This window comes from Saccharothrix isguenensis, from assembly GCF_052936305.1.
Genome location: NZ_CP193626.1, coordinates 6,673,938 through 6,696,884, shown reverse-complemented (window position 1 = coordinate 6,696,884; position 22,947 = coordinate 6,673,938). Strand labels below are relative to the sequence as shown.

Below are 22,947 nucleotides of genomic sequence, written 5' to 3'. Positions count from 1 at the left end.
GGGTACTCTGCCCCGCGTGCACCTCAAGAGCCTGACGCTGAAGGGCTTCAAGTCCTTCGCCTCGGCTACCACGCTGCGCTTCGAGCCCGGCATCACGTGCGTCGTCGGACCGAACGGGTCCGGCAAGTCGAACGTCCTCGACGCGCTGCGCTGGGTGATGGGCACGCAGGGCGCGAAGGACCTGCGCGGCGGCAAGATGGAGGACGTCATCTTCGCCGGCACGTCCGGTCGCGCGCCGCTCGGCCGCGCCGAGGTGACGCTGACCATCGACAACTCCGACGGCGCGCTGCCGATCGACTACGTCGAGGTGTCGATCACCCGCCGGATGTTCCGCGAGGGCGCGACCGAGTACGAGATCAACGGCAACTCGTGCCGGCTGATGGACATCCAGGAGCTGCTGAGCGACTCCGGCATCGGCCGCGAGATGCACGTGATCGTCGGCCAGGGCCAGCTCGCCGCGATCCTGGAGTCCAAGCCCGAGGAGCGGCGGGCGTTCGTCGAGGAGGCCGCGGGCGTCCTCAAGCACCGCAAGCGCAAGGAGAAGGCGCTGCGGAAGCTGGAGGCGATGCAGGCGAACCTGACCCGCCTCACCGACCTCACCGCCGAGCTGCGCCGTCAGCTCAAGCCGCTGGGCAAGCAGGCCGAGATCGCCCGCCGCGCCCAGACCGTGCAGTCCGAGCTGCGCGACTCGCGGATGCGGCTGCTGGCCGACGACCTGGTGACGCAGCGCGAGGCGCTGGCCCGCGAGGAGCAGGACGAGGCCGCCGCCCGCGCCCGCCGCGCCGAGGTGGAGAAGTCGCTCCAGCTGGCGCAGGTGCAGCAGAACGAGCTGGAGGACCAGGTCGCGGCGGACGCGCCGAAGCTCCAGCAGGCCCAGGACACCTGGTACCGGCTGTCGGCGCTGGAAGAGCGGCTGCGCGGCACGGTCCGGTTGGCGGTGGAGCGGGAACGGCACCTGTCGGCGGCCGTGGACGCGCCGCGCGGCGGGCGTGACCCGGACGAGTTGGAGGCCGAGGCCGAGCAGACCGCCGTGCTGGAGCAGGAGCTCCAGGACGGTGTGACGGAGGCTCGGATCGGGCTGGCCGAGGCCGTGGAGACGCGGGCCGAGCTGGAGCGGATGGTGTCCGCGGCGGAGAAGGCGCACCTGGCCGCCGTGCGGGCGATCGCGGACCGGCGCGAGGGCCTGGCCCGGTTGTCCGGGCAGGTGGAGGCGCTGCGGTCGAAGACGAGCGCGACCGCCGAGGAGATCGAGCGTATGTCGACCGCCCTGGCCGAGGCGGTCGAGCGGTCCGAGGTCGTGCAGCTGGAGCTGGCCGAGGCCCGGGAGATGACCGGGACCGAGGACGAGGACGACGTCGGGCTGGACGAGCGGCACCGGCTGGCCGTGGAGGCGGACGACGCGGCGCGGCGCCGGGTCGAGGAGCTGGTCAAGGCCGAGCGGACGGCCGAGCGGGACATCGCGTCGTGGAAGGCGCGGGTGGACGCGCTGTCGCTGGGCCTGACCCGCAAGGACGGCGCGGGCGCGCTGCTGGCGTCCCGGCTGCCGGGGTTGCTGGGGTCGGTCGCGGCGCTGCTGACCGTGGAGCCGGGCGCGGAGGTCGCGTTGGCGGCGGCGCTCGGGCCGATCGCGGACGCGGTCGCGGTGGCGTCCGGTGCGGACGCGGTGGCGGCGCTGGAGCTGTTGAAGGAGCAGGACACCGGTCGCGCCGGGGTGCTGGTGGGCGGTGCGGCGGTGAGCGTCGACCGGTCGGACCGGCCCGCGCTGCCCGAGGGGGCGCGGTGGGCGGTCGAGCAGGTGCAGGCGCCCGAGCCGCTGCGGCCCGCGTTGCACCGGGCGCTGGACAAGGTCGCCGTGGTGGACTCGCTGGCCGCCGCGCGGGCGTTGGTGGACGCGCACCCGTCGGTCCGGGCGGTGACGCGGGACGGTGACGTGCTGGGCGCGGACTGGGCCGTCGGCGGGTCCGGGCGCAGCCAGAGCGTCATCGAGGTGCAGGCCGCGGTGGACGAGGCGTCGGAGAAGCTGGCGCTGGCGGAGCGCGCGCTGGAGCGGTCCGCTGCCGCTCTTGAGGGCGCGCGGGCCGAGCAGCAGTCGCGCCGCGCCGAGGTCACCGCGGTGAAGGACCAGCTCAACGAGGCCAAGGTGCGGCGCGCCCGGTCGTCCGAGCGGCTGAACCGGCTGGCGTCGGCGGTGCGGTCGGCCGAGGCCGAGGTGGAGCGCGTGCGGGTGCAGCGGGAGAAGGTCGAGGCCGCCCGCGAGGAGAACCTGCTCAAGCTCGCCGAGCTGGAGGAACGGCTGCTGGTGGCGCAGGAGCAGCCGCTGGACGACGAGCCGGACACCGCGCACCGCGACGAGATGGCCGCCGAACTGGCCGCCGCGCGTCAGGGCGAGGTCGACGCCCGGTTGGCGCTGCGGACCGCCGAGGAGCGCGCCCGTGCGTTGCAGGGCAAGGCGGAAGGGCTGCGGCGGGCGGCGCGTGCGGAACGTGAGGCGCGGGAACGCGCCCAGCGGGCGCACGCCGCTCGGGCGCGCGGTGCGGTGGTGGCGAAGGCCGTGGTGCGCGGCGGCGAGATCGCGCTGGAGAAGATCGCCGCCTCACTGGCCCGTGCCGCCCGCGAGCGCGACGCCGCGCAGGAACGCCGGACGCAGCGCGAGACGTACCTCGCCCAGATCCGCAACCTGGTCCGCGAGATGTCCGGTGAGCTGGAGAAGCTGACCGACGCCGTGCACCGGGACGAGGTGCTGCGGGCCGAGCAGCGGATGCGGATCGAGCAGCTGGAGACCAAGGTCGCCGAGGAGTTCGGCATCGGGCTGGACGACCTGGTCGCCGAGTACGGGCCGGACGTGTTCATCCCGCCGTCGCAGCAGGAAGTCGCCGAGTACGAGGCGGCGAAGGAGCGCGGTGAGGCCGTGACGCCGCCGCAGCCGATCCCGTTCGACCGGGACACCCAGGTGCGGCGGGCGAAGCGGGCCGAGCGGGACCTGTCGCTGCTGGGCAAGGTGAACCCGCTGGCGCTGGAGGAGTTCGCGGCGCTGGAGGAGCGCTACAAGTTCCTGTCCAACCAGCTGGAGGACATCAAGGCGACCCGGCGCGACCTGCTGACCGTGGTGAAGGACGTCGACGACAAGATCCTGGAGGTCTTCTCGTCGGCCTACGAGGACGTCGCGCGCGAGTTCGAGATCGTGTTCAAGGTGCTGTTCCCGGGTGGCGAGGGCCGGCTGGTGCTGACCGAGCCGGGCGACATGCTGACCACCGGCATCGAGCTCGAAGCCCGGCCGCCGGGGAAGAAGGTCAAGCGGCTGTCGTTGCTGTCCGGTGGGGAGAAGTCGCTGGCGGCGGTGGCGATGCTGGTGGCGATCTTCCGCGCGCGGCCGTCGCCGTTCTACGTGATGGACGAGGTCGAGGCGGCGCTGGACGACACCAACCTGCACCGGTTGATCGGGCTGTTCGAGCAGCTTCGGGAGCACTCGCAGCTGCTGATCATCACGCACCAGAAGCCGACGATGGAGATCGCGGACGCGCTGTACGGGGTGTCGATGCGCGGTGACGGCATCAGCCAGGTGATCTCGCAGCGGTTGCGCGGCGAGGACAAGCCGAAACGCGCCAGGATGGCTGCCGCCGTCGCGGAGGGCAAGGTCGTTCCGGCCGCCGAAGCCGCTGCTGAGCCCGCCGCTGAGCCCGCGTCCGCTCCAGGAGCCGACATGGCCCCGCCCGCCGGACCCGTGCCCGCTCCGGAGGCAGAAGCGGCACCGCCCGCCGACCCTGCCTAGTCGTCCCGGTGCGCGAACCCGGTCCGGTACGCCCACACCACGGCCTGCGTCCGGTCGCGAGCGTCCAGCTTGGCCAGCACGTGCTTGACGTGCGTCTTCACGGTCTCGACCGAGAGGTGCAGCGCCCGCGCGATCTCCGGGTTCGACCACCCGCGCGCCAACGCCCGCAGCACGTCCGCCTCCCGCCCGGTCAGCCGCGCGGCCCGTGCGCGGTCGGGAGCGGTGCGGGCGGCGTACCCCTCGAACAGCCGTCGCGTCACGGAGGGCGACACCACCGCGTCACCCGCCGCCACCGCGCGGATGCCCGCCACCAGCTCCTCCGGTGACGCCCGTTTCAGCAGGAACCCGTCCGCTCCGGCCGCGATCGCGTCGTCCACCACCTCGTCCAGGTCGAACGTGGTCAGCACCAGGACCCGCGGCCTCCCGGCGAGACCCATCAGCTCGCGCGTCGCGGACACCCCGTCGCGGATCGGCATCCGGACGTCCATCACCACCACGTCCGGCCGCACCGCCACCGCGGACCGCACCGCCGACGCGCCGTCCGCCGCCTCACCGACGACCAGGATGTCGGCCTCGGCCTGGAGCAGCGCCTTCAGCCCGCCCCGCACCAGCGCGTCGTCGTCGACCAGGAGCACCCGGATCACGGCCGCACCGGCAACGTCGCCCGCACCCGGAAGCCGCCTTCGAACGGTCCCGCCTCGAACGAGCCCCCCTCCAGCCGCGCCCGCTCGCGCATGTTCACCAGCCCCCGTCCCGGCGTCGGCACGGCCAGCCCGTGCGCCTCGTTGACGACCTCCACCACCACCGAGCCACCGGCCACGGCCAGGTCGACGTCGATCCGCCCGGACGACGTGTGCCGCAACGCGTTGGTCACCGCCTCCTGCACGATCCGCCGCACGGTCCGACCGGTGCCCCGGGCCAGCTCGACGTCACCGGTCAGCCGCAGCTCCCGGCCGGCCGCGCGCACCCGGTCGGCCAGCTCGGACAGGTCCGGCGGCGGGTCGTCGGAGTGCACGACCCTCAGCAGCCGGTCCAACTCGCCGAGCGCGTCCCGGCCCACGTTCTCGATGTGCCCCAACGCTTCGCGCGCGAACGCCGGGTTGTCCGCGAACACCCGCCGGCCGACACCGGCCTGCATCACCATCACGTTCACCGCGTGCCCCAAGGCGTCGTGCAGCTCGCGGGACAGGCGGGTCCGCTCCTCGGCCAGCAGCCGGGCCTGCTCGGACCGGGCGGACGACCGGCGGCTGCGGGCGGCGTCACCCGCGACCGCGGCGATCACGAAGATCATGCCCAGGCCGAAGACCTCGGCCGCGTCCACGGAGCCGAAGTCGAAGGCCAGGTAACCGGCGACCGACAGGGCCGTCACCGCCGCACCGACGGCACGCCGCACCCAGCCGTAGGTGGCGAACACGGTGAACGTGGCGATCCACGCGGGCCACTGCACGATGGTCGGCGGGTAACCGGCCACCGCGTTGCCGACGACCAGCGCGCCGGTGGCCACCAGCACCGGCATCGGCGCGGCCTGCCGCCACAGCAGGCACAGCGCGGACACCACGGTGAACGCCAGTCCCGGTGCGTCGAGCGGCCGGTGCGGCGGGTTCGCACCCACCAGCACGGCCGCCACCACCGACGCGACCACGAGCGCGGCGGCCAACCAGACATCGGTGCGGTGGGGCACGGCTCATCGTCCCCCGCGCACCACCCCCGTCCGCAACGCCCTTCGGTCGACCGCGCCTCCCTCGCGCGAGGGAGGCACATCGCCCCGTCGGGAGTGGCGACCGCACACGTGCCCGTCCCTAGCGTTCCGCCCATCGCACGCACGAAGGGGGACGAATGGTGACCAAACAGCGCACGGTGGGTCTCTGGTGGCTCGCGCTGACCGCGGGGGCGATCGCGGTGTACGCGCCGCTGCCGTACCTGACCACCTCGCTGGGAGAGATGGCGGCCGAGGGTGGTGGGCTGGCCGCGCACTACGCGGCGCAACCGGGGTGGACGCGGGCCGTGCTGTACGCGCACATGGTGGTCAGCGGGCCGGCGCTGCTGCTGTCACCGCTGCAACTGTCGACGCGGGTGCGCGCCAAGGCCCCGCGCCTGCACCGCGCGCTGGGCCGGGTCGTCGTTGTCGCGATGGTGGCGGGTGGCGCCGCCGGCGGGGTGCTCGCGCCGTTCAGCGCCGCCGGCTGGATCGGCACGGCCGGCTTCGGGCTGCTGGCCGTGCTGTCGGTGGCCTTCCCGCTGCTGGGCCTGCGGGCGGTCCGCGCCGGCGACGTGCCGGCCCACCGCCGGTGGATGGTGCGGGCCTTCGCGATGGTCTACGCCGGGGTGGCGCTGCGCCTCGGCGTGCTGCTGCTGATGCCCGTGACCGGCGACTTCATGTCCGCGTACCTGTTCATGCCGTTCGGCTCGTGGGTGCCGAACCTCCTGGTCGCGGAATGGGTGCTGCGGCGCGGACGGGTCAGCGGGCGTCCAGCTGCTTCGCCTCTTCCGGCGTAGGCGCGCTGCCGCCGAGGTGGGCGGGCTGCCACCACTGGTTTTCGCCCGAGTCCGGGTAACGGGCCTGGGCCGAGTCCAGCAGCTCCTGCATCCGCTCACGCAGCGCCGCGTCCGTGGTCGGCTCCATCGGCTCGCCGACGATGATCGTGATCGGCACGTGGCGCTGCGTCAGCGACTTCGGCCTGCCCTTTGTCCACAGCCGCTGCGTGCCCCACACGGCGGTGGGGAGCAGCGGCACGCCGGCTTCCGCCGCCAGCCTGACCGCGCCGCTCTTCACCTCCTTGACGGTGAAGGACCTGCTGATGGTGGCCTCCGGGAAGATCCCGACGACCTCACCGGACTTCAGCGCGTCCAACGCGTGCTGGTACGACGCCTGCCCGGCGGCCCGGTCCACCGGGATGTGGTGCATCCCGCGCATCAGCGGGCCGGACACGCGGTGCTTGAACACCTCGTGCTTGGCCATGAACCGGACCATCCGGCGCGCGGGCTGCGCGCCGTAGCCGGCGAAGATGAAGTCCAGGTACGAGACGTGGTTGGAGGCCAGCACGGCCCCGCCGGTGGCCGGCACGTGATCCGCGCCCTCCACGGTGATCCGCATGTCGAGCACGCGGAACATCAGCTTGGCCGCGGCGATCACCGGCGGGTACACGCGATCTGGCATACGTGCAGCTTACTTTACTCGTCAGTAGTGCGATCGTGTTCGCGCACGAGCCGCGGCACTCCCGCCAAGTCCTCCTCGTTGCAGAGCAACTTGAGGGCGTAGTAGGGAGAGCCCTTGGTGTCGTCGTAGTCCAGGTGGACCGCGATCACGTCGACCGCCTCACCGAGCCAGTCCTGCGTCTGCCGCAGCCACGAGGCCGCGCGCTCCAACGCGTTGGGCAGGTCGTCGTCACGGAACTCGACCGGCCTGTAGGGGACCTCCTGCACGGTGTCCCGCTGGTTGGCAGGCATCGGTAGGTCTACCGCCACCCCGCTGTCGTTGAGTTCGAGTTGGATCGTTTCCTCGCTCACCCTCCCAGGGTTCCCCAACGCGAAACGCGCGGCAATAGATGTCGGTCATCGGTGACGTCGTGTCGGCGTGTCGATCCGGGCTCCCGGCCCCCGCGCCCGTCGTCCACCGAGCCGTCCGAGGTGGCCGGGTCAGATGCGCACCGGCAGTTCCGCCAGGCCGTTGACCAGCACTTTCCGCCACGCCAGGTCCTCCACCGGCCGGGCCGCGCGCAGTCCCGGGAACCTCCGCGTCAACACCGTCAACGACTCCTGGAGCTCGATCCGGGCCAATTGCGCCCCGAGGCAGAAATGAGGGCCGGCACCGAGCGCCAGGTGGTGGTTCGGCGTTCGACCGAGGTCGAGCCGGTCCGGTGCGGCGAACGCGCGGTGGTCGCGGTTGGCCGAGCCGATGGCCGCCATCACGCCGTCGCCCGCGCGGACCACCACGCCCGCGATCTCCACGTCCTCCAGCGCCACCCGCAGCTGACCGACCTCGCTCAGCCGCGTGAACCGCATCAGCTCCTCCACCGCGCTCGGCACCAGCGACGGCTCGCGCACCAGCCGTTCCCACCGCGACCGCTCCCGCAGCAGGGTCGCGACGAAGCCGGTGATCTGGTTGGCCGACGTCTCGTGCCCCGCCACCAGCAGGTTCACCGCGAACGCGACCAGCTCGTCGTGCGTCAACGGCGTCGCGCACAGCTCGTCGAGCAGGTCGTCCGACCGCGGCTCGTGCCGTTTCGCCGCCACCACCGCGCCCATGTAGTCCAGCAGGCTCGCCATCGCCGCCTCGACCCGCGGCTGGTCCACCAGCTCCAGGCTGTAGGCGACCTCGACCCACTCCCGGAACCGCTCCCGATCGGAGTACGGCACCCCGAGCAGCGTGCAGATGACCTGGATCGGCAACGGCAGCGCGTAAACCTGCCGCAGGTCCGCGCCGTCCACCACGTCGTCCGCCAGCTTCTCGCACAGCTCGCGCACCCACGGCCGGGTCCGCTCGATCCGCCGGTGCGAGAACGCGCCGGACACGAGCTTGCGCAACCGGGTGTGCTCGGGCGGGTCCGTGGTCGGCAGGGTGCCGGGCAGCGGCCGGGAGACACCCACCTGCGGCGCGCCCGCCGCCACCACGCCCGCACGGGAGAACCGCGGGTCGGCCAGCACCAGCTTCACGTCGTCGTAGCGGGTCACCAGCCACACCAGCGCGCCCGTGAGGGTGCGGACCCGGATCACCGGCGCCTCCTCCCGCAACCGCGCCCAGGTGGGCGACGGGTCGAAGGCGAAGGCGTCGGCGAAGGGGATGTCGAGGACGTCGTCCGTCATGACCTCGACGCTAGGAGCCCGGGGGAGCGCAGTGCCAGCGCCATCCGGTGCGCTTCGGCAGGTCGGCGCCTCGGGGAACATCCGTGCCGGCACCTTCCTCGCCGGCTCCGGCCGCACCCCGACGTCGCACGTGCTCAACTCCGCCGGACCGGCCGCGAGGTCCATGGAGTTCCGGAGCAGGCGGTCCGAGAGGTGCGCGACGGTCTTCGCGACCGTCCAGTCCAGTCCAGGCCCGGCACGACCGCCGTCCACTCCCGCTCCACCGCGCCTGCGACGAACGCGGCGCAGTGCTCGGCGACCTCCGTCACGTCCCGCCCCACCAGCACCGAAAACTCCCTCGCGTTCGTCCGACCTCGCGGGTGACCATTCCAGACATGTACGACATCCGTCCCGCCGCCCAGGACGACCTGGACGCCGTTCTCGCGTTGATCCTCCGGTTGCAGGCCGACGACGCGCACCACATCGGCTACCTCGGCGAGGCGCTCGGCGAGATCTCCGCGGAGCTGGCCGAGTTCGAGCCCGACTGGGCCTCGTGCACCGTGGTCGCCACCGACGACTCCGGCCGGGTGTGCGGCGCGCTCAGCGTCGAGGTCGACGCCGAGTCCGGCCGCGCCTACCTGCACGGGCCGTTCGTCGACGTCCCGGTCAACCACCCGGCGGGCAGCCGGATCTGGGACCAGACCGCCGACGCCCTCTACTCCCGCGCCGCGCCGCTGCTCGACGGCGTCGTCGACCGGGAGCTGCTGGGCCACACCGGGCACCGGCAGCTGGCCGCGTTCGCCGAACGGCACGGCTTCTCCGCCGCCCGTGCGTGCGGCATCCACGTCCTGGGCGGTGACGGGCTGCGTGCCCTGCTGCTGCGCGAGGCGAGCTGCCCGCGCACCGGACCGGCCCGGGAGATGCGCGTGCTGCCGACCGACCCGGCGGTGCACGAGGCGGTGGCCGTGCTGCACGAGCGGTGCTTCCCCAAGACGTACCTGTCGGGGCGCAGGCTCGTGGACAGCAGCCGCTCGCACACCGTGGTCGTCGCGATGGACGGTGAGCGGGTCCTCGGCTACGCCTCCGGCAAGGCCGAGCCGGGCGAGTTCTACCTCGACTTCGTGGCCGTGGAACCGGACGTGCGCGGGCAGGGTGTGGGCGGGGCGCTGGTCACCGAGCTGGTCTGGAAGCTCGCCGAGAAGTCCGGCGCACGACCGCAGGCCGCCGCCGCGATCCTCGACGGGAACCGGTCCTCACAGCGGTTGTTCGAACGGCTCGGTTTTCGACTCCACCTCGAACTCGTCGCCTACCGAATCGGTAAAGCGGCCTGATTGATCTTTTCCCCGGTGCGCCGCACCGGTTCCCCCAAATGTCGTAGAAACGCTCTGGTGCGTCTGCCGATTTCATCGGTGAAGCCCATCCGCGCAGGTCGGATGGTCTCAACCACTCGATGGGAAGTGGGTAGTCGCATGCGCAAATCAATTCGCAGTGCATTCACCGGATCCGTCGCCGTGATTCTCGCCTTTTCCGGCGCCCTCGTCGCCGGCGCGGAATCCCGGGGCACGGAACCCCCGGGCGCGGAAGGACGGCTCCCGGGTGACGTGCTGGCCGCGATGCAGCGCGATCTGGGGCTGGACGCAGACCAGGCGAACAGACGCGCGGTCCAGCAGGAAGAGGCCGACCGGCTCGACGACGTGCTGGAGGCACGGCTGGGCGGGGTGTTCGGCGGCGCCTGGTTCGACGGCGCGTCGGGCAAGCTCGTGGTCGGCGTGACCGACGCGAACCGGGCGGGCGTCGTCACCGCCGCGGGCGCACGGGCACGCGTGGTCAAGCACAGCGAGAGCCACCTCGAAGCCGTCAAGGCCGAACTGGACGCGCTCGCGGGCGGCAAGGGCGACGCCCAGCGCAAGGCCGCTCCCGGCCAGGCGGACAAGGCGGCCGTCGAAGGCCTCACCAGCTGGTCGGTCGACCCGGTCACCAACACCGTTGCCGTCACCGCGCTGAAGGGGGCCAAGGGCCTGAGGACCCTGGCCCGGTACGGCGACGCGGTGCGGGTCGAGACCGCCACGACCGAGCCGCGGACCACGGCGTTCCTCGACGGCGGTGACGACCTCGACTACCCGAACGGCGGCTGCTCGGCGGGCTTCAACATGCGCAACACGACCACCGGTGCGCGGTACGTGCTGACCGCCGGGCACTGCGGCGCGGCGGGCTCCGTCGTGCGCGGCCAGGGCAACGTGGTGATCGGCTCGGTGGAGGCCGCGTTCTTCCCGTCCTACGACGACGCGCTGATCCGCGTCACGAACACCGGTGCGTGGACGCAGGGGGCGTGGGTCGACGTGAACCCGCCCAACGGCGGCATCGTGACCGTCAGCGGGCACAGCGACTCCCCGGTCGGCACCGCGATCTGCAAGTCGGGCCGGACCACCAAGCTGACCTGCGGCACCATCACCGCGAAGCGGCAGACCGTCACCTACACCGGCGGCCTGACGGTCTACGACCTGACCCGGCACAACGCGTGCGTCGAGCCGGGCGACTCGGGCGGCTCCAACTACCGCAACTCGGGCACCCGCACCGCCGAGGGCGTGACCAGCGGCGCGCAGCTCTACACCGTGGGCGGCAGGGACCGCTGCGGCCAGGTCGTCGGCGTGGCGAACGTGTCCTGGTACTACCCGGCCGCGCTCAGCGTGCCGTACTACCAGGGCGCCTACGGCGCGACCCTCTGGTGACGCCGTGACGTGAGGGGTGGTCGGCCGGCGCGGGAGACGCGCCGGCCGACCACCCGTTCTCACGCCGCCTTGACGGCCACCGCCTCGTCGACGTCCGGCGGCTGGTAGCCCTTGTGGCGCAACGACATCAGGCCACCGACGATCAACGTCACCAGCACGCCGAGCGGCGTGTACCACGGGTAGGCCAGCGAGACGATCTTCTGCGCGGGCGCCGCCGGCGCGAAGTCGATTCGCAGGGCGGCCTCCGGGCCGACGAACTTCACGCCCAGGATCACGAACGCCATCACGACCACCGTGACGCCGAACGCCACGATCGCGTCGAGCTGCTTGGCCTTGCGGAACAGCAGCCCGAGCAGGAACGCGCCGAGCAGCGCGCCGTACGTGAACCCGGCGATCGACAGGCCCTGCTCCACGATCGGGTTACCGCGACGGGTCAGCGTGGCGAACAGGCCGGCGCACACGATCAGCAGGCCGGCCCAGACCACGGTCCAGATCCGACCCTGGCGGAACACCTCCGCCTCGGTCATCGGCCGCCGCACGACCTTCTGGACGATGTCCGTCACGGTCGAGGAGGCCAGCGCGCCGAGCGACGACGACAACGCCGCCGCCAGGATGCCCGCGATCACGAACCCGGACAGGCCCGACGGCATGTCGTTGACGATGAAGTTCGCGAACAGCTCGTCGTTGTTGTTGAGCCCGAGGTCCTTGACCGGGTTGGCGGCCTTGTAGAACGCCCACAGCATCACGCCGATGAACAGGAACAGCGCGAACTGGAGGAACACGACCACGCCGCTGGCGATCAGCGCCTTCTGCGCCGCGCGCACGTCCTTGGTGGCCATCAGCCGCTGCACGATCAGCTGGTCCGCGCCGTGCGAGGCCATGGAGAGCACCGCGCCGCCGATGAAGGCGGTGACGATCGCGTACTGCGAGGTGAGCGGGCTGGCGTCGAGGTCGAAGATCTGGAACTTGCCCGCGTCGGCCGCAGCGGAGAACCACCCGTCGGGCAGCTTCCCGTTCAGCACCATGATCACCGCGAACGCGCCGACGACGTACCAGAGCATCTGGATCGCGTCGACCCACACCACGGCCCGCACGCCGCCGAGGAAGCTGTAGACGACCATCGCGACGCCCAGCACCGCGACGATCACCCAGTACGACACGTCCACGCCGTACGCGACGAGCACGACCTTGATCGGGATGGCGGTGGCGAACAGCCGCAGGCCGTCCGCGAGCAGCCGGGTGATCAGGAACGTCATCGACGCGGTGCTCTGCATGTTGTTGCCGAACCGCTTGCCGAGGAACCCGTACGCGGTGATCAGCTCGCCCGCGATGTACTTGGGCAGCAGCACGAACGACACCACGATCCGGCCGATCAGGTAGCCCACGGCCAGCGACAGGAACGTCATCGGGCCCAGGTACGCGATGGTCGGCACGCTCAGCACGGTGAGCGTGGACGTCTCGGCCGACACGACCGACACGCACACCACCCACCACGAGATGCGGCGTTCGCTGACGAAGTAGTCGGTGGCGGAGCGCTGCCGCCCCGCGATCCACACGCCCAGCAGCGGCATGCCCACCAGGAACAGCACGATGATGCCGACATCAAGTGCGCGCATGGTCTCCTCCATCTTCCTGGCACTCTTGGCCTGACTGCCGCTCTTGGCGGCGGATCGTCAATCCCGTCACAGCGGTGATCACGGGCTCGGGCAAGCGCAGCGGGTAGCGGCCGGGGGTGATCGACCCCAGCGGTCGCGGGCCGGCGGCGCCGGTGGCGGACGGCACGTTGGCGGGCAGTCCGTGCCAGGTCAGGAAACCCAGCAGGGCGGCCAGGTAGGCCTCCTTGCCCGCCGCGGGCAGTCCCAGCTCGTCGCTCGTGCGCAGGTCCACGAGTCGGCCCAACGACTCGACGAGCACGGGGTTGCGCATGCCGCCGCCGGAGCCGATGACGGCACCCTCGCACTCGGCGGAGATGGTGCGCGCGGTGAGTTCGGTCAGCGTGGCCAGGAAGTCCTCGGCGGGCATGGTCAGCCCTTCGGAGACCCGGTCCAGGTAGGCGCGGTTGAAGTGCTCCTTGCCGGTGGACTTGGGCGCGGGCCGGGCGTAGTACGGGTCGGCCAGCAGCCGGTCGAGCAGCTCGGCGTGCACCTGGCCGCGGCGCGCGAACTCGCCGTCCGTGTCCTGCGTGCGCAGGCCGCTGGAGAGCACGGTCATGGCCGCGTCCATGAGCGCGTTGCCCGGTCCGGTGTCGTAGGCGATCACACCACCGGGCGAGACCTTGGTGATGTTGGCGATGCCGCCGATGTTCAGCGCGGTCGCCGGCCTGCCCTCGGCTTCGGCGAGGCCGGCCAGCCACAGCGCGTCCAGCGTGCTCGCCAGCGGCGCGCCGTGCCCGCCGGCGGCGACGTCCCGGACCCGCAGGTCGGCCACCACCGGCAGTCCCGTGGCTTCGGCTATCCACGCGGGCTGGCCGAGCTGGAGCGTGCCGAGGCAGCGCCCGTCCTCGACCCAGTGGTGCACGGTCTGGCCGAGCGACGACACGAGGTCGCCCCGGTACCGCGCGGCGACGGCGGCGAACGCCTGGCCGAGCTTGGTGTCCAACGCGCACAGGTCGGCGGCGCTGGTCGGTGGCTCGCGCAGCTCTTCGGGGAACGGGTGCTCGGCATGCTCGACGGGGGTCAGCACGACGGTCAGGCCGTCCAGGGACAGCTCTGCCACGGCCACGTCGATGGCGTCCATCGAGGTGCCAGAAATGAGCCCGATCACCCTCACGCCCTGTGGTCTATTCCACACGGACCGCTGACGCAAGAGGCTTGGTGGGAAAGTTGCCGGAAATCAACCTGGTTCGTTGATCGCCAACATGCGGTGACGTGCGAGGATTGCGCCGTGTCCACCACGACCCTGATCTGGATCATCGTCGTCGTCGCGGTACTGCTCGCGGTCGCCCTCGTGACGGGCGTCGTGCTGGCGCGACGCCGGCGGATCAGCCTCACCGAGCGCGAGCCGGAGCAGCCGACCAAGGGCCGCTACCAGGCCGGTGGTGCGATCACGTTCAACGCGCCCGCGCCGCCGGTGGCCAGACCCGGTGAGCCCGCCGGACCCGTCGCCGAACCGGTCGAGCGCGCTCCCTCGGCCCCTGCCGCGCCTGCCACACCTGTCGCTCCCGCCGAGCGCGCCGCGCCTGTCGCGGAGCCCGCTGCGGAGCCTGCCGCCGAGCCGGCCGCCGGGGGCGCCACGCCCGCCGACGTGATCGAGCCCGTCCGGCACCCGGTGGCCGACCGCACGGAGGTCGACGGCCAGCCGGGCGTCGGCGACGACGCGGCCGTGCCGCGCGACTCGGTGAAGCGCGGCTTCGTCGAGGTCGACCTGCCCGAAGAGTCGTCCGAGATCGAGGAGATCGAGCCGACGTCCGGCCGGCTGGAGCGCCTGCGCGGTCGGCTGTCGCGGTCGCGCTCGGCGTTCGGCCAGGGCCTGCTCGGGCTGTTGGGCGCGGGTGACCTGGACGAGGACTCGTGGACCGACGTCGAGGACACGCTGCTGATGGCGGACCTGGGCGCGGCGATCACGGACCAGATCGTCACGGCGCTGCGGGAGCAGATCGTGGCGCGCGGTGTCCGCACGTCCGACGACGCCCGCGCCTTGCTGCGGGACGTGCTGGTCGATGCCCTGCACCCCGAGATGAGCCGCGCGGTGAACGCCCTGCCGCACGCGGTGGACGGCTCCGGCGTCAAGCCCGCCGTGGTGCTGGTCGTCGGCGTGAACGGCGTCGGCAAGACCACCACCACCGGCAAGCTGGCCCGCGTGCTGGTGGCCGACGGCCGCACCGTGCTGCTGGGCGCGGCGGACACCTTCCGCGCCGCCGCCGCCGACCAGCTGGAGACGTGGGGCTCGCGCGTGGGCGCGGCGACCGTGCGGGGCGCTGAGGGTGCGGACCCGGCTTCGGTGGCGTTCGAGGCGGTGAAGCGGGGCGTCGAGGCGTCCGTGGACACCGTGCTGATCGACACGGCCGGCCGGTTGCACACCAAGACCGGTCTGATGGACGAGCTGGGCAAGGTCAAGCGGGTGGTGGAGAAGCAGGCGGCCGTGGACGAGGTGCTGCTCGTCCTGGACGCCACCACCGGTCAGAACGGCATGACCCAGGCGCGGGTGTTCGCGGAGGCCGTGAACGTGACCGGCATCGTGCTGACCAAGCTGGACGGCACGGCCAAGGGCGGCATCGTGTTCCAGGTGCAGCGCGAGCTGGGCGTCCCGGTCAAGCTCGTCGGCCTGGGCGAAGGCGCCGACCACCTGGCCCCCTTCGAGCCCGCCGCCTTCGTGGACGCCCTCCTCAACTAGGCGGTGGGGTGGGTGGACCGGTCGGAGAGGCGCTGGGCGACGGCCTGGAGCTCGGGGACGATCCGGGCCACGGACTCCTTGGTCAGGCGGCTGTCGGGGCCGGAGACCGAGACGGCGGCGAGGGTCGGCGCGCCGCGCAGGGGGACTGCGATGCAGCGCACGCCCAGCTCCTGCTCGCTCTCGTCCAGCGCGTAGCCCTGGGCGGCGATCCGGTCCAGTGAGGCCAGGAGCCGGTCCACGTCGGTGATGGTGTTCGGCGTGCACGCGGGCAGGCCGGTGCGGGCGAGCAGCGCGCGCACCTCGTCACGCGGCAGCTGGGCCAGCATCGCCTTGCCCACGCCCGTGCCGTGCGGCAGCAGCCGACGCCCGACCTCGGTGAACATCCGCATCGAGTGCCGTGACGGCACCTGCGCCACGTAGACCACCTCGTCACCGTCGAGCACGGCCAGGTTCGCCGTCTCCCCGACCTGGTCCACCAGCTGCGCCAGGAACGGCCGCGCCCACGTGCCGAACTGCCGCGACGCGCTCTCGCCCAGCCGGATCAGCCGCGACCCGAGCGTGTACCGCCGGTTGCTGTTCTGCCGCACGTACCCCAGCGTGACGAGGGTGCGGATGAGCCGGTGGATGGTCGGCAGCGGCAGGCCGGAAGTGGCGGCGAGCTCGGACAGGCTCGCCTCGCCACCCGCGTCGGCCAGGCGTTCCAGCAGGCCGAAGGCTCGCTGCAGCGACTGGACGCCACCCGTGGACGCTCGTGCCACCGGAGATCACTCCTTCGTTGCCGTTCCGCGTTGCGAAAACTATAGTCCGCGAAGTAGAAACCGACTCGGAATCGAGGGGGGCTCCCATGTCCGGTGTTCGCGTCCTCGGAGGCGAGGTGGAGCGCGGGGACGACATCCTCACGCCGGACGCGCTGGAGTTCGTCGCCGGACTGCACCGCGACTTCGCCGCCACCCGGGACGAGCTGATCGCCCGCCGCGCCGAACGCCGCCCGCTCGGGTTCCTGCCCGAGACGCGGGCCGTCCGCGAGGGTGACTGGCGGGTCGCCGAAGCCCCCGAGCCGCTGCGCGACCGGCGGGTGGAGATCACCGGCCCGACCGAGCGGAAGATGACCGTCAACGCGCTCAACTCCGGCGCGAAGGTCTGGCTGGCCGACCTGGAGGACGCCAACACCCCGCACTGGCACAACGTCGTCTCCGGCCAGGTCAACCTCTACGACGCGGCCCGCGGCACGGTCGACTTCACCTCCCCCGAGGGCAAGCGCTACACGCTGCGCGACGACGTGCCCCGGCCGACGATCGTGGTCCGGCCACGCGGCTGGCACCTGCCCGAGCGGCACGTCGAGGTCGACGGCCGGCCCGCCGTGGGCGCGCTGGTCGACTTCGGCCTGCACTTCTTCCACAACGCCCGACTCGGCCGGCCGTACTACTACCTGCCGAAGATGGAGAGCCACCTCGAAGCCCGGCTGTGGAACGACGTGTTCACCGCCGCGCAGCAACGGCTCGGCGTTCCCCACGGCACGATCCGCGCCACCGTGCTGATCGAGACGATCCCGGCCGCGTTCGAGATGGAGGAGATCCTCCACGAGCTGCGCGACCACGCGTCCGGTCTGAACGCGGGCCGCTGGGACTACCTGTTCAGCGTCATCAAGTACTTCCGCGACGCCGGCCCGGACTTCGTCCTGCCGGACCGCAACAGCATCACGATGACCGCGCCGTTCATGCGCGCCTACACCGAGCTGCTGGTCCACACCTGCCACAAGCGCGGGGCGTTCGCGATGGGCGGGATGGCGGCGTTCATCCCGAACCGGCGCGACCCGGAGGTCACCCGCGCGGCGCTGGCGAAGGTGCGTGACGACAAGAACCGCGAGGCGGGCGACGGCTTCGACGGCTCGTGGGTGGCGCACCCGGACCTCGTGCCGGTGTGCCGGGAGATCTTCGACGCGAAGCTCGGCGACCGGCCCAACCAGCTCGACGTGCTGCGGCCGGAGGTGTCCGTGACCGCCGAGCACCTGCTGGACTTCAAGTCCACCGGCGGCGGGGCGACCCGCGCCGGCGTGGAGTCCGCTGTGGACGTCGGCGTGCGGTACCTGGTGTCGTGGCTCGGTGGCAACGGCGCGGCGGCCATCCACAACCTGATGGAGGACGCCGCCACCGCCGAGATCTCCCGCTCCCAGCTGTGGCAGTGGGTGCACAACGACGTGGTGCTGGACGACGGCACGCGGGTCACCGCCGACCTCGTGCGGGAAGTCCTGGCACAGGTCCGCGCCGAGCTCGAAGGCGACCACCTGGACCTGGCCGTGGAGCTGTTCGAGCAGGTGGCGCTGGCCGACGAGTTCGTGGACTTCCTGACCCTCCCCGCCTACGAACGGATCGGCTGACGTGCCGCGCACGTCGTTGTCGGCGGACGCCGTGCGGGCGGTCACCGCACGGCTGTCCGATGTGGAACCGCGTGCGCCGACGGGCCGGCAGCCGGTGCACACCTGCTACGTCCCGGCCGACCGGGTGACCCCGTCCACGCCTGGTGACTGGGGTGCGCAAGCGCTTGCGGCGTTGGACGGCCACGCGCCGGACGGCCTCGCGGAGGTGCTCGACCTGGCACCGGGGTCGGCGGAGGTCGTCGACGCCAGGGTGCGGGCGAAGCTGGCCGCCGAGCCGGTGGAAGACCTGCGGATCGACTTCGAGGACGGCTACGGCGTCCGCTCCGACGCCGAGGAGGACGCGGACGCCGAACGCACCGCGCTCGTGGTGCGCGACTGGCTGCGGGACGGCGTGGCCCCGCTCCGGTTCGGGCTGCGGATGAAGTCGTTCGACACGAGGGCGTTGCGCGAACGCGGCATCCGGACGCTGGACGTGTTCCTCACCGCGCTGGGCGAGGCGCCCGAGAGCTTCGTGATCACGTTCCCGAAGGTCACGTCGGTGGCGCAGGTGGAGGTCTTCGGCGACGTCCTCGACCTGTTCGGGCTGCCGCTGCGGTTCGAGATCCAGGTCGAGACGACCCAGTCGATCGTGGACCCGCAGGGCCGGCTGGCCATCCCGACGTTCGTCGAAGCCGGTCGCGGGCGCGTCAGCGGCCTGCACTTCGGCACGTACGACTACACGGCGGGCTGCGGTCTCGGCGCGGCGCACCAGCACCTGGCGCACGGCGCGTGCGACTTCGCCCGCAACGTCATGCAGGTGTCCGCGGCGGGCACCGGCATAGCGCTGTCCGACGGCTCGACCAACGTGCTGCCGGTGGGCGACAACGTCCACGAGGGCTGGCGCACGCACTACCGGCTGGTCCGGCGGTCGCTGGCGCACGGCTTCTACCAGGGCTGGGACCTGCACCCGGCGCAACTCGTGACGAGGTACGCGGCCGTGCACGCGTTCTACCTCGAAGGCGTGGAGGCGGACGCCCGCCGGCTCAAGGCGTACGTGGAGCACGCCGGCGGCGCGATCCTCGACGAGCCCGCGACCGCGCAGGCCCTGTCGACCTCGTTCATCCGCGCCCTGGACTGCGGCGCCCTCGACGAGGACGACATCCGCCGTGCCACCGGACTCACCGTGCCCGATCTCGAGGCGCTGGCCCGCAGGGCGTGACCGGAGGGCGTGACCGGATCGGGTGATTATGGAACCGGCGAAAGGCCGATCCGCGCGGCACCGGTCAGGGTGTTGGCATGACCATGCGGGCCGGGTTGTGGACCGGGCTGCCGGACTTGGAGCGGGCGGAGTTCCGCTACCAGGTGGTGGCGTGCGCGGCGGACGTCGACGTGCTCATCGACGCGCTGGCGCGGCCCGAGTGCAACGACGGCATGCTGGAGCACTTCGGCCGCCCGGTGGACGAGGAGGGCGAGAGCGACCACAACCTGGTGCTCGCCGTGCGGGGTCGGTGGGGGTACATCAACTACGTGGACAACCAGTTCAACGGCTGGCCGAAGGGCGACCCGGCCGCGCCGTACGTGGACGAGGCGTACACGGACTTCCCACCGGGCGTGGGCGTGCCGCTGACGACGTACCGGGCGCTGCTGATGGAGTTCATGGTCACGACCACCCGGCCGACCGTGGTCGACTGGTACGAGGAGGCCGACCTGTTCCACTCCTGGCGGTTGCAGCGGATGGCCCTGCACAAGGACTGAGCAGGACGACCGGAGCGGTCAGAACGCGGGCAGCGTGTGCCAGGCCGACCCGGCGTCCTCGGCGTCGTCGCGCAGCACGGCCCCCTCGATGAGCCCGTACGGCCGGTCGGCCGCGTAGAACACCTCGTTGTCGTTCTCCAACCCGAACGCGGACAGGTCCACCGCGAAGTGGTGCTTGTTGGGCATCGACAGCCGGACTTCGGCCACCTCGGGCCGCTCCAGCAGCACCGCCTCGCCCATCGCGTACAGGGTCTGCTGCAACGACAGGCTGTGCTTCGCCGCGAACGTGGCCAGCAGCAGCCGCCGGACCTCCGCGAAGCTGCGAGCCCAGTCGATGCCCTCGCCCCGGTAGCGCCAGCGCGCCGTCACCGACGTGGCCAGGATGCGGTCGTACGCCTCCTCCAACGTCGTGTACCCGTCCCGGGGGAACCCGTGGAACTCCGACCCGGTCGACTTGAGCACCACCATGTCCCGCACCCCCGACACGACCCAGGCGCGGTCGCCCTCGACGGTCACGGCGGTCGTCCGCTTCTCGTTGGTGCCTTGCACGAACGAGTGGTCGTTGCCCTCGATCCGCTCCCACGCGTGCTCGTCGATCAGCACCCGTGCGCCCGTGATCGACTCCTGGGACGAGACGAAGTGCCGCCCGAGCCGCAGCGCGAAGTCCTCGATCTCGCCGACCGGGGACTCCTTGGCGAAGGCGTAGACGGTGTTCTTCTGCGTGTCGGTGGCCAGCACCTTGGCGTTGTCGCCGGTCAGGTGGGTGTCGGCCAGGTCGCCGCGCAGGGAGGTGCTGACGGTGAGGTCCTTGATCGTGTGCACGGCGCCGTCGCGGGCCACCGTGACGAGCCGGTTCTCCGCTTTCCCGTACTGGTTGGGCCCCAGGACGATGGCCATCGGTCAGCTCCCTCGGTAGGTCGTGAACGCGAACGGGCTCAACAGGATGGGCACGTGGAGGTGCCCCGGCCCGTCGTCGGCGACCCGGAACGCGATGGTGATCTCCGGGTAGAACGGCGTGTCCACCTCGAACACCAGCCGGTGCACGCCGGGGGACAGGTCCGCGCCGAACCGCAGCCGGCCGTCGTCGTCGGTCGAGCCTTCGGCCATCACCGCGCCGTCGCGCTCCAGCCGCACCGGCACGCCCGCCTTGGGGCGACCGGCCTCGGCGTCGAGCACGTGCGTGGACAGGGTCGTCATGCCAGCACCTTCCGCAGCCGCAGCGCCGCGATCTTCGCGAGTTCCCGGTTCACCACGCGCAGCTCGACGTCCGGTGGGTTGTCCATCCGGGCCGCGAGGTCGGCCAGCACCTGCTCGCCGGTCAACCCGGTCGCGCAGACCAGGTAGATGTGCCCGAAACGGTCCTCGTACGCGGCGTTGGCGGCCAGCAGGCGGTCCGCGAGCGGCGCCGTGACGCCGGACTGCTCGTCGGCAGACCACTTCGCCGAGACGCCGCCGGTCCGGGACTTCTCGCCGATGCGCGGGTGGCCCGAGATGGCGGCGCGCACCTCGCTGTCGGTCAGGTCGGCGAACCGGTCGGACGCGGCGAGCAACGCGTCCACGTCGGCGTAGGGCCGGCCGGCCAGCAGCGCGTCGACCCAGCGCGGCACCGCGAGGCAGTCGGTGAGCAGGGGGCGGAGCTGGTCCGGAGGCGCGGAGTCGAACCCTTGCAGATCGGGCACCAAGGCTTCCTTTTCTGTATCGCGGAATCCCGTTTCCGCAAAGAGGGACGGTACGAGCGCCCTCCGAGCGTGTCAACCAGTCTCGCGCCGCCGCCGGGAACGCGCCGGGACAGCCTCGGACAGGGCTCGGGCAGCACGGGGCGGAGCCGACCGCACCGGCCGGGCCGCGAACCGAATCCCCGACGTCCGGCCGGTCGCTTCACGGTCGGCCGGGTGCCAGAGTGAGGCCCATGGACCTGGTGCTCCGCGCGGCCCGAGTGGTCACCCCCGACGGTGAACGCCGTGCCGACGTCGGCGTCGAGAACGGCCGGATCGTGGCGGTCGCCGACCACCTGGACGGCGGCACCGTGGTCGAGCTCGCCGCCGACGAAGTCCTCCTCCCCGGCCTGGTCGACACGCACGTCCACGTGAACGACCCGGGCCGCAGCGACTGGGAGGGCTTCGGCACGGCCACGAGGGCGGCGGCGGCCGGCGGCGTCACGACGATCGTCGACATGCCGCTCAACAGCCTCCCGCCGACGACCACCGTCGCCGCCCTGAAGGCCAAGCGGGAGTCGGCCCGCGACCGGGCGCACGTGGACGTCGGGTTCTGGGGCGGCATCGTGCCGGCCAACCTGGACGACCTCGCGGACCTGCACGACGCGGGCGTGTTCGGCTTCAAGTGCTTCCTGATCCACTCGGGCGTGGACGAGTTCCCGCACGTCACCGAGGACCAGTTGCGGGCAGCCCTGGCGACGCTGCGGTCGCGGGACGCGCTCACGATCGTGCACGCGGAGGACCCGCACGAGGTCACCGAGTCGGGCCCCGGCTACCGGGCGTTCCTGGACTCCCGGCCGCACCGGGCCGAGTCGCACGCCGTCGCCACCGTCGTGGGCCTCGCGGAGGAGACCGGCGCCAGGCTGCACGTGCTGCACCTGTCCAGCGGTGAGGCCGTGCGCCGGGTCCGGGACGCGAAGGAGCGCGGGCTGCGGCTGACCACCGAGACGTGCCCGCACTACCTGACGTTCGTCGCGGAGGAGATCGGCGAGTCGGCGACCGAGTTCAAGTGCTGCCCGCCGATCCGCGACGCGGCCAACCGCGAGCAGCTCTGGGGAGCCTTGCGGGACAACGTGATCGACCTCGTCGTCACGGACCACTCGCCGTGCACGCCCGACCTGAAGGAGGGCGACTTCGCCACCGCGTGGGGCGGCATCGCGAGCCTGCAGCTGGGCCTGCCCGCCGTGTGGACCCAGGCCAGGCAACGCGGCCACGCGCTGACCGACGTGGTCCGGTGGATGGCCACCGCCCCGGCCGACCTCGTCGGGCTGAGCACCAAGGGCCGCATCGCGCCGGGCGCGGACGCCGATTTCTGCGTGTTCGCGCCGGACGACGCGTTCGTGGTGGACCGCGCCGAGTTGCGCCACCGCAACCCCGTCACGCCGTACCACGGCCGTCCGCTGGCGGGCGTCGTGCGGCAGACCTGGTTGCGCGGGCGACCGGTCGACGACCGGCCGCGCGGGCGGTTGCTGACCCGCCCTGGGCTCGGCTGAGGGCCTGAACGAGAGT

General features: G+C 72.2%; 20 protein-coding genes. 9 read left to right on the top strand and 11 right to left on the bottom strand.

Annotation, left to right across the window (positions count from 1 at the left end; translation table 11 throughout):
* Positions 1-16: 16 nt before the first annotated feature.
* Complete coding sequence (gene smc, locus ACRAKI_RS29995) at positions 17-3,769, top strand: chromosome segregation protein SMC (RefSeq protein WP_447003844.1); 3,753 nt, start codon at positions 17-19, stop codon at positions 3,767-3,769.
* Here smc and ACRAKI_RS29990 read toward each other — a convergent pair.
* Both ACRAKI_RS29990 and ACRAKI_RS29985 read right to left on the bottom strand, forming a co-directional pair.
* On the bottom strand, positions 3,766-4,413 hold the full coding sequence (locus tag ACRAKI_RS29990; RefSeq protein WP_447003843.1) for a response regulator: 648 nt from the start codon (positions 4,411-4,413) through the stop codon (positions 3,766-3,768). The two genes, smc and ACRAKI_RS29990, sit on opposite strands and share 4 nt — an antisense overlap.
* Positions 4,410-5,450 (bottom strand): sensor histidine kinase, encoded by a 1,041-nt coding sequence (locus ACRAKI_RS29985; protein ID WP_447003842.1) that lies wholly within the window; start codon positions 5,448-5,450, stop codon positions 4,410-4,412. The genes ACRAKI_RS29990 and ACRAKI_RS29985 overlap by 4 nt, the downstream gene beginning before the upstream one ends.
* Positions 5,451-5,605: 155 nt before the next feature.
* Between ACRAKI_RS29985 and ACRAKI_RS29980 the strand changes: the two genes are divergently transcribed.
* Positions 5,606-6,265, top strand: coding sequence for a DUF2306 domain-containing protein (locus ACRAKI_RS29980; RefSeq protein ID WP_447003841.1), 660 nt, complete (start codon positions 5,606-5,608; stop codon positions 6,263-6,265).
* Here the strand turns inward: ACRAKI_RS29980 and ACRAKI_RS29975 are convergent.
* From ACRAKI_RS29975 to ACRAKI_RS29965, 3 genes are all read right to left on the bottom strand, one after another.
* On the bottom strand, positions 6,228-6,926 hold the full coding sequence (locus ACRAKI_RS29975) for a lysophospholipid acyltransferase family protein (protein ID WP_447003840.1): 699 nt from the start codon (positions 6,924-6,926) through the stop codon (positions 6,228-6,230). The genes ACRAKI_RS29980 and ACRAKI_RS29975 overlap by 38 nt on opposite strands.
* Positions 6,927-6,940: 14 nt before the next feature.
* Positions 6,941-7,276: a hypothetical protein gene (locus tag ACRAKI_RS29970; RefSeq protein ID WP_184923848.1), complete on the bottom strand. Its 336-nt coding sequence runs from the start codon at positions 7,274-7,276 to the stop codon at positions 6,941-6,943.
* A gap of 129 nt (positions 7,277-7,405) precedes the next feature.
* On the bottom strand, positions 7,406-8,572 hold the full coding sequence (locus tag ACRAKI_RS29965; RefSeq protein ID WP_447003839.1) for a cytochrome P450: 1,167 nt from the start codon (positions 8,570-8,572) through the stop codon (positions 7,406-7,408).
* Positions 8,573-8,946: 374 nt separating this feature from the next.
* Between ACRAKI_RS29965 and ACRAKI_RS29960 the strand changes: the two genes are divergently transcribed.
* Both ACRAKI_RS29960 and ACRAKI_RS29955 read left to right on the top strand, forming a co-directional pair.
* Complete coding sequence (locus ACRAKI_RS29960; RefSeq protein ID WP_447003838.1) at positions 8,947-9,882, top strand: GNAT family N-acetyltransferase; 936 nt, start codon at positions 8,947-8,949, stop codon at positions 9,880-9,882.
* A 180-nt stretch (positions 9,883-10,062) separates the two neighbouring features.
* Positions 10,063-11,280: a S1 family peptidase gene (locus ACRAKI_RS29955; RefSeq protein WP_447003837.1), complete on the top strand. Its 1,218-nt coding sequence runs from the start codon at positions 10,063-10,065 to the stop codon at positions 11,278-11,280.
* Between the two features lie 59 nt (positions 11,281-11,339).
* On the opposite strand, the gene ACRAKI_RS29950 is transcribed toward ACRAKI_RS29955, so the two are convergent.
* Together ACRAKI_RS29950 and ACRAKI_RS29945 are read right to left on the bottom strand one after the other, a co-directional pair.
* Positions 11,340-12,896: a sodium:solute symporter gene (locus tag ACRAKI_RS29950; RefSeq protein ID WP_447003836.1), complete on the bottom strand. Its 1,557-nt coding sequence runs from the start codon at positions 12,894-12,896 to the stop codon at positions 11,340-11,342.
* Positions 12,883-14,049: an anhydro-N-acetylmuramic acid kinase gene (locus tag ACRAKI_RS29945; RefSeq protein WP_447003835.1), complete on the bottom strand. Its 1,167-nt coding sequence runs from the start codon at positions 14,047-14,049 to the stop codon at positions 12,883-12,885. The genes ACRAKI_RS29950 and ACRAKI_RS29945 overlap by 14 nt, the downstream gene beginning before the upstream one ends.
* 114 nt (positions 14,050-14,163) lie before the next feature.
* Here ACRAKI_RS29945 and ftsY point away from each other — a divergent pair, with 114 nt between their 5' ends.
* Positions 14,164-15,612 (top strand): signal recognition particle-docking protein FtsY, encoded by a 1,449-nt coding sequence (gene ftsY / locus ACRAKI_RS29940; RefSeq protein ID WP_447003834.1) that lies wholly within the window; start codon positions 14,164-14,166, stop codon positions 15,610-15,612.
* Here the strand turns inward: ftsY and ACRAKI_RS29935 are convergent.
* Positions 15,609-16,370 carry an IclR family transcriptional regulator gene (locus ACRAKI_RS29935; RefSeq protein WP_447003833.1) on the bottom strand — a complete coding sequence of 254 codons (762 nt, stop codon included), beginning with the start codon at positions 16,368-16,370 and terminating at the stop codon, positions 15,609-15,611. The genes ftsY and ACRAKI_RS29935 overlap by 4 nt on opposite strands.
* Before the next feature lie 86 nt (positions 16,371-16,456).
* On the opposite strand from ACRAKI_RS29935, the gene aceB reads away from it, so the two are divergent.
* The 3 genes from aceB (at position 16,457) to ACRAKI_RS29920 (ending at position 19,723) form a co-directional block, all read left to right on the top strand.
* Complete coding sequence (gene aceB, locus ACRAKI_RS29930) at positions 16,457-17,989, top strand: malate synthase A (protein ID WP_447003832.1); 1,533 nt, start codon at positions 16,457-16,459, stop codon at positions 17,987-17,989.
* A gap of 1 nt (position 17,990) precedes the next feature.
* The gene (locus ACRAKI_RS29925) at positions 17,991-19,187 is read left to right on the top strand and encodes a DUF6986 family protein (protein WP_447003831.1); all 1,197 of its coding nucleotides are present in this window, start codon (positions 17,991-17,993) and stop codon (positions 19,185-19,187) included.
* A gap of 77 nt (positions 19,188-19,264) precedes the next feature.
* A complete protein-coding gene (locus ACRAKI_RS29920) occupies positions 19,265-19,723 on the top strand; it encodes an Imm1 family immunity protein (RefSeq protein ID WP_447003830.1) in 459 nt (152 codons plus the stop codon).
* Positions 19,724-19,741: 18 nt separating this feature from the next.
* On the opposite strand, the gene pucL is transcribed toward ACRAKI_RS29920, so the two are convergent.
* The 3 genes from pucL to uraD are packed head-to-tail and all read right to left on the bottom strand — an operon-like array spanning position 19,742 to position 21,402.
* Positions 19,742-20,620, bottom strand: coding sequence for a factor-independent urate hydroxylase (gene pucL, locus ACRAKI_RS29915; protein WP_447003829.1), 879 nt, complete (start codon positions 20,618-20,620; stop codon positions 19,742-19,744).
* 3 nt (positions 20,621-20,623) lie between these two features.
* A complete protein-coding gene (locus ACRAKI_RS29910) occupies positions 20,624-20,920 on the bottom strand; it encodes a hydroxyisourate hydrolase (RefSeq protein ID WP_447003828.1) in 297 nt (98 codons plus the stop codon).
* A complete protein-coding gene (gene uraD / locus ACRAKI_RS29905) occupies positions 20,917-21,402 on the bottom strand; it encodes a 2-oxo-4-hydroxy-4-carboxy-5-ureidoimidazoline decarboxylase (protein WP_447003827.1) in 486 nt (161 codons plus the stop codon). The genes ACRAKI_RS29910 and uraD overlap by 4 nt, the downstream gene beginning before the upstream one ends.
* 230 nt (positions 21,403-21,632) lie before the next feature.
* Between uraD and allB the strand changes: the two genes are divergently transcribed.
* Positions 21,633-22,931: an allantoinase AllB gene (gene allB / locus ACRAKI_RS29900; RefSeq protein ID WP_447003826.1), complete on the top strand. Its 1,299-nt coding sequence runs from the start codon at positions 21,633-21,635 to the stop codon at positions 22,929-22,931.
* The last annotated feature ends 16 nt before the right edge of the window (positions 22,932-22,947 follow it).

Coding starts and splice junctions, on each gene's coding strand:
- ACRAKI_RS29980 (WP_447003841.1), top strand. CDS start 5,606: ATGGTGACCAAACAGCGCACGGTGGGTCTCTGGTGGCTCGCGCTGACC.
- ACRAKI_RS29975 (WP_447003840.1), bottom strand. CDS start 6,926: ATGCCAGATCGCGTGTACCCGCCGGTGATCGCCGCGGCCAAGCTGATG.
- ACRAKI_RS29965 (WP_447003839.1), bottom strand. CDS start 8,572: ATGACGGACGACGTCCTCGACATCCCCTTCGCCGACGCCTTCGCCTTC.
- ACRAKI_RS29960 (WP_447003838.1), top strand. CDS start 8,947: ATGTACGACATCCGTCCCGCCGCCCAGGACGACCTGGACGCCGTTCTC.
- ACRAKI_RS29950 (WP_447003836.1), bottom strand. CDS start 12,896: ATGCGCGCACTTGATGTCGGCATCATCGTGCTGTTCCTGGTGGGCATG.
- aceB (WP_447003832.1), top strand. CDS start 16,457: ATGTCCGGTGTTCGCGTCCTCGGAGGCGAGGTGGAGCGCGGGGACGAC.
- ACRAKI_RS29920 (WP_447003830.1), top strand. CDS start 19,265: ATGACCATGCGGGCCGGGTTGTGGACCGGGCTGCCGGACTTGGAGCGG.
- pucL (WP_447003829.1), bottom strand. CDS start 20,620: ATGGCCATCGTCCTGGGGCCCAACCAGTACGGGAAAGCGGAGAACCGG.
- ACRAKI_RS29910 (WP_447003828.1), bottom strand. CDS start 20,920: ATGACGACCCTGTCCACGCACGTGCTCGACGCCGAGGCCGGTCGCCCC.
- allB (WP_447003826.1), top strand. CDS start 21,633: ATGGACCTGGTGCTCCGCGCGGCCCGAGTGGTCACCCCCGACGGTGAA.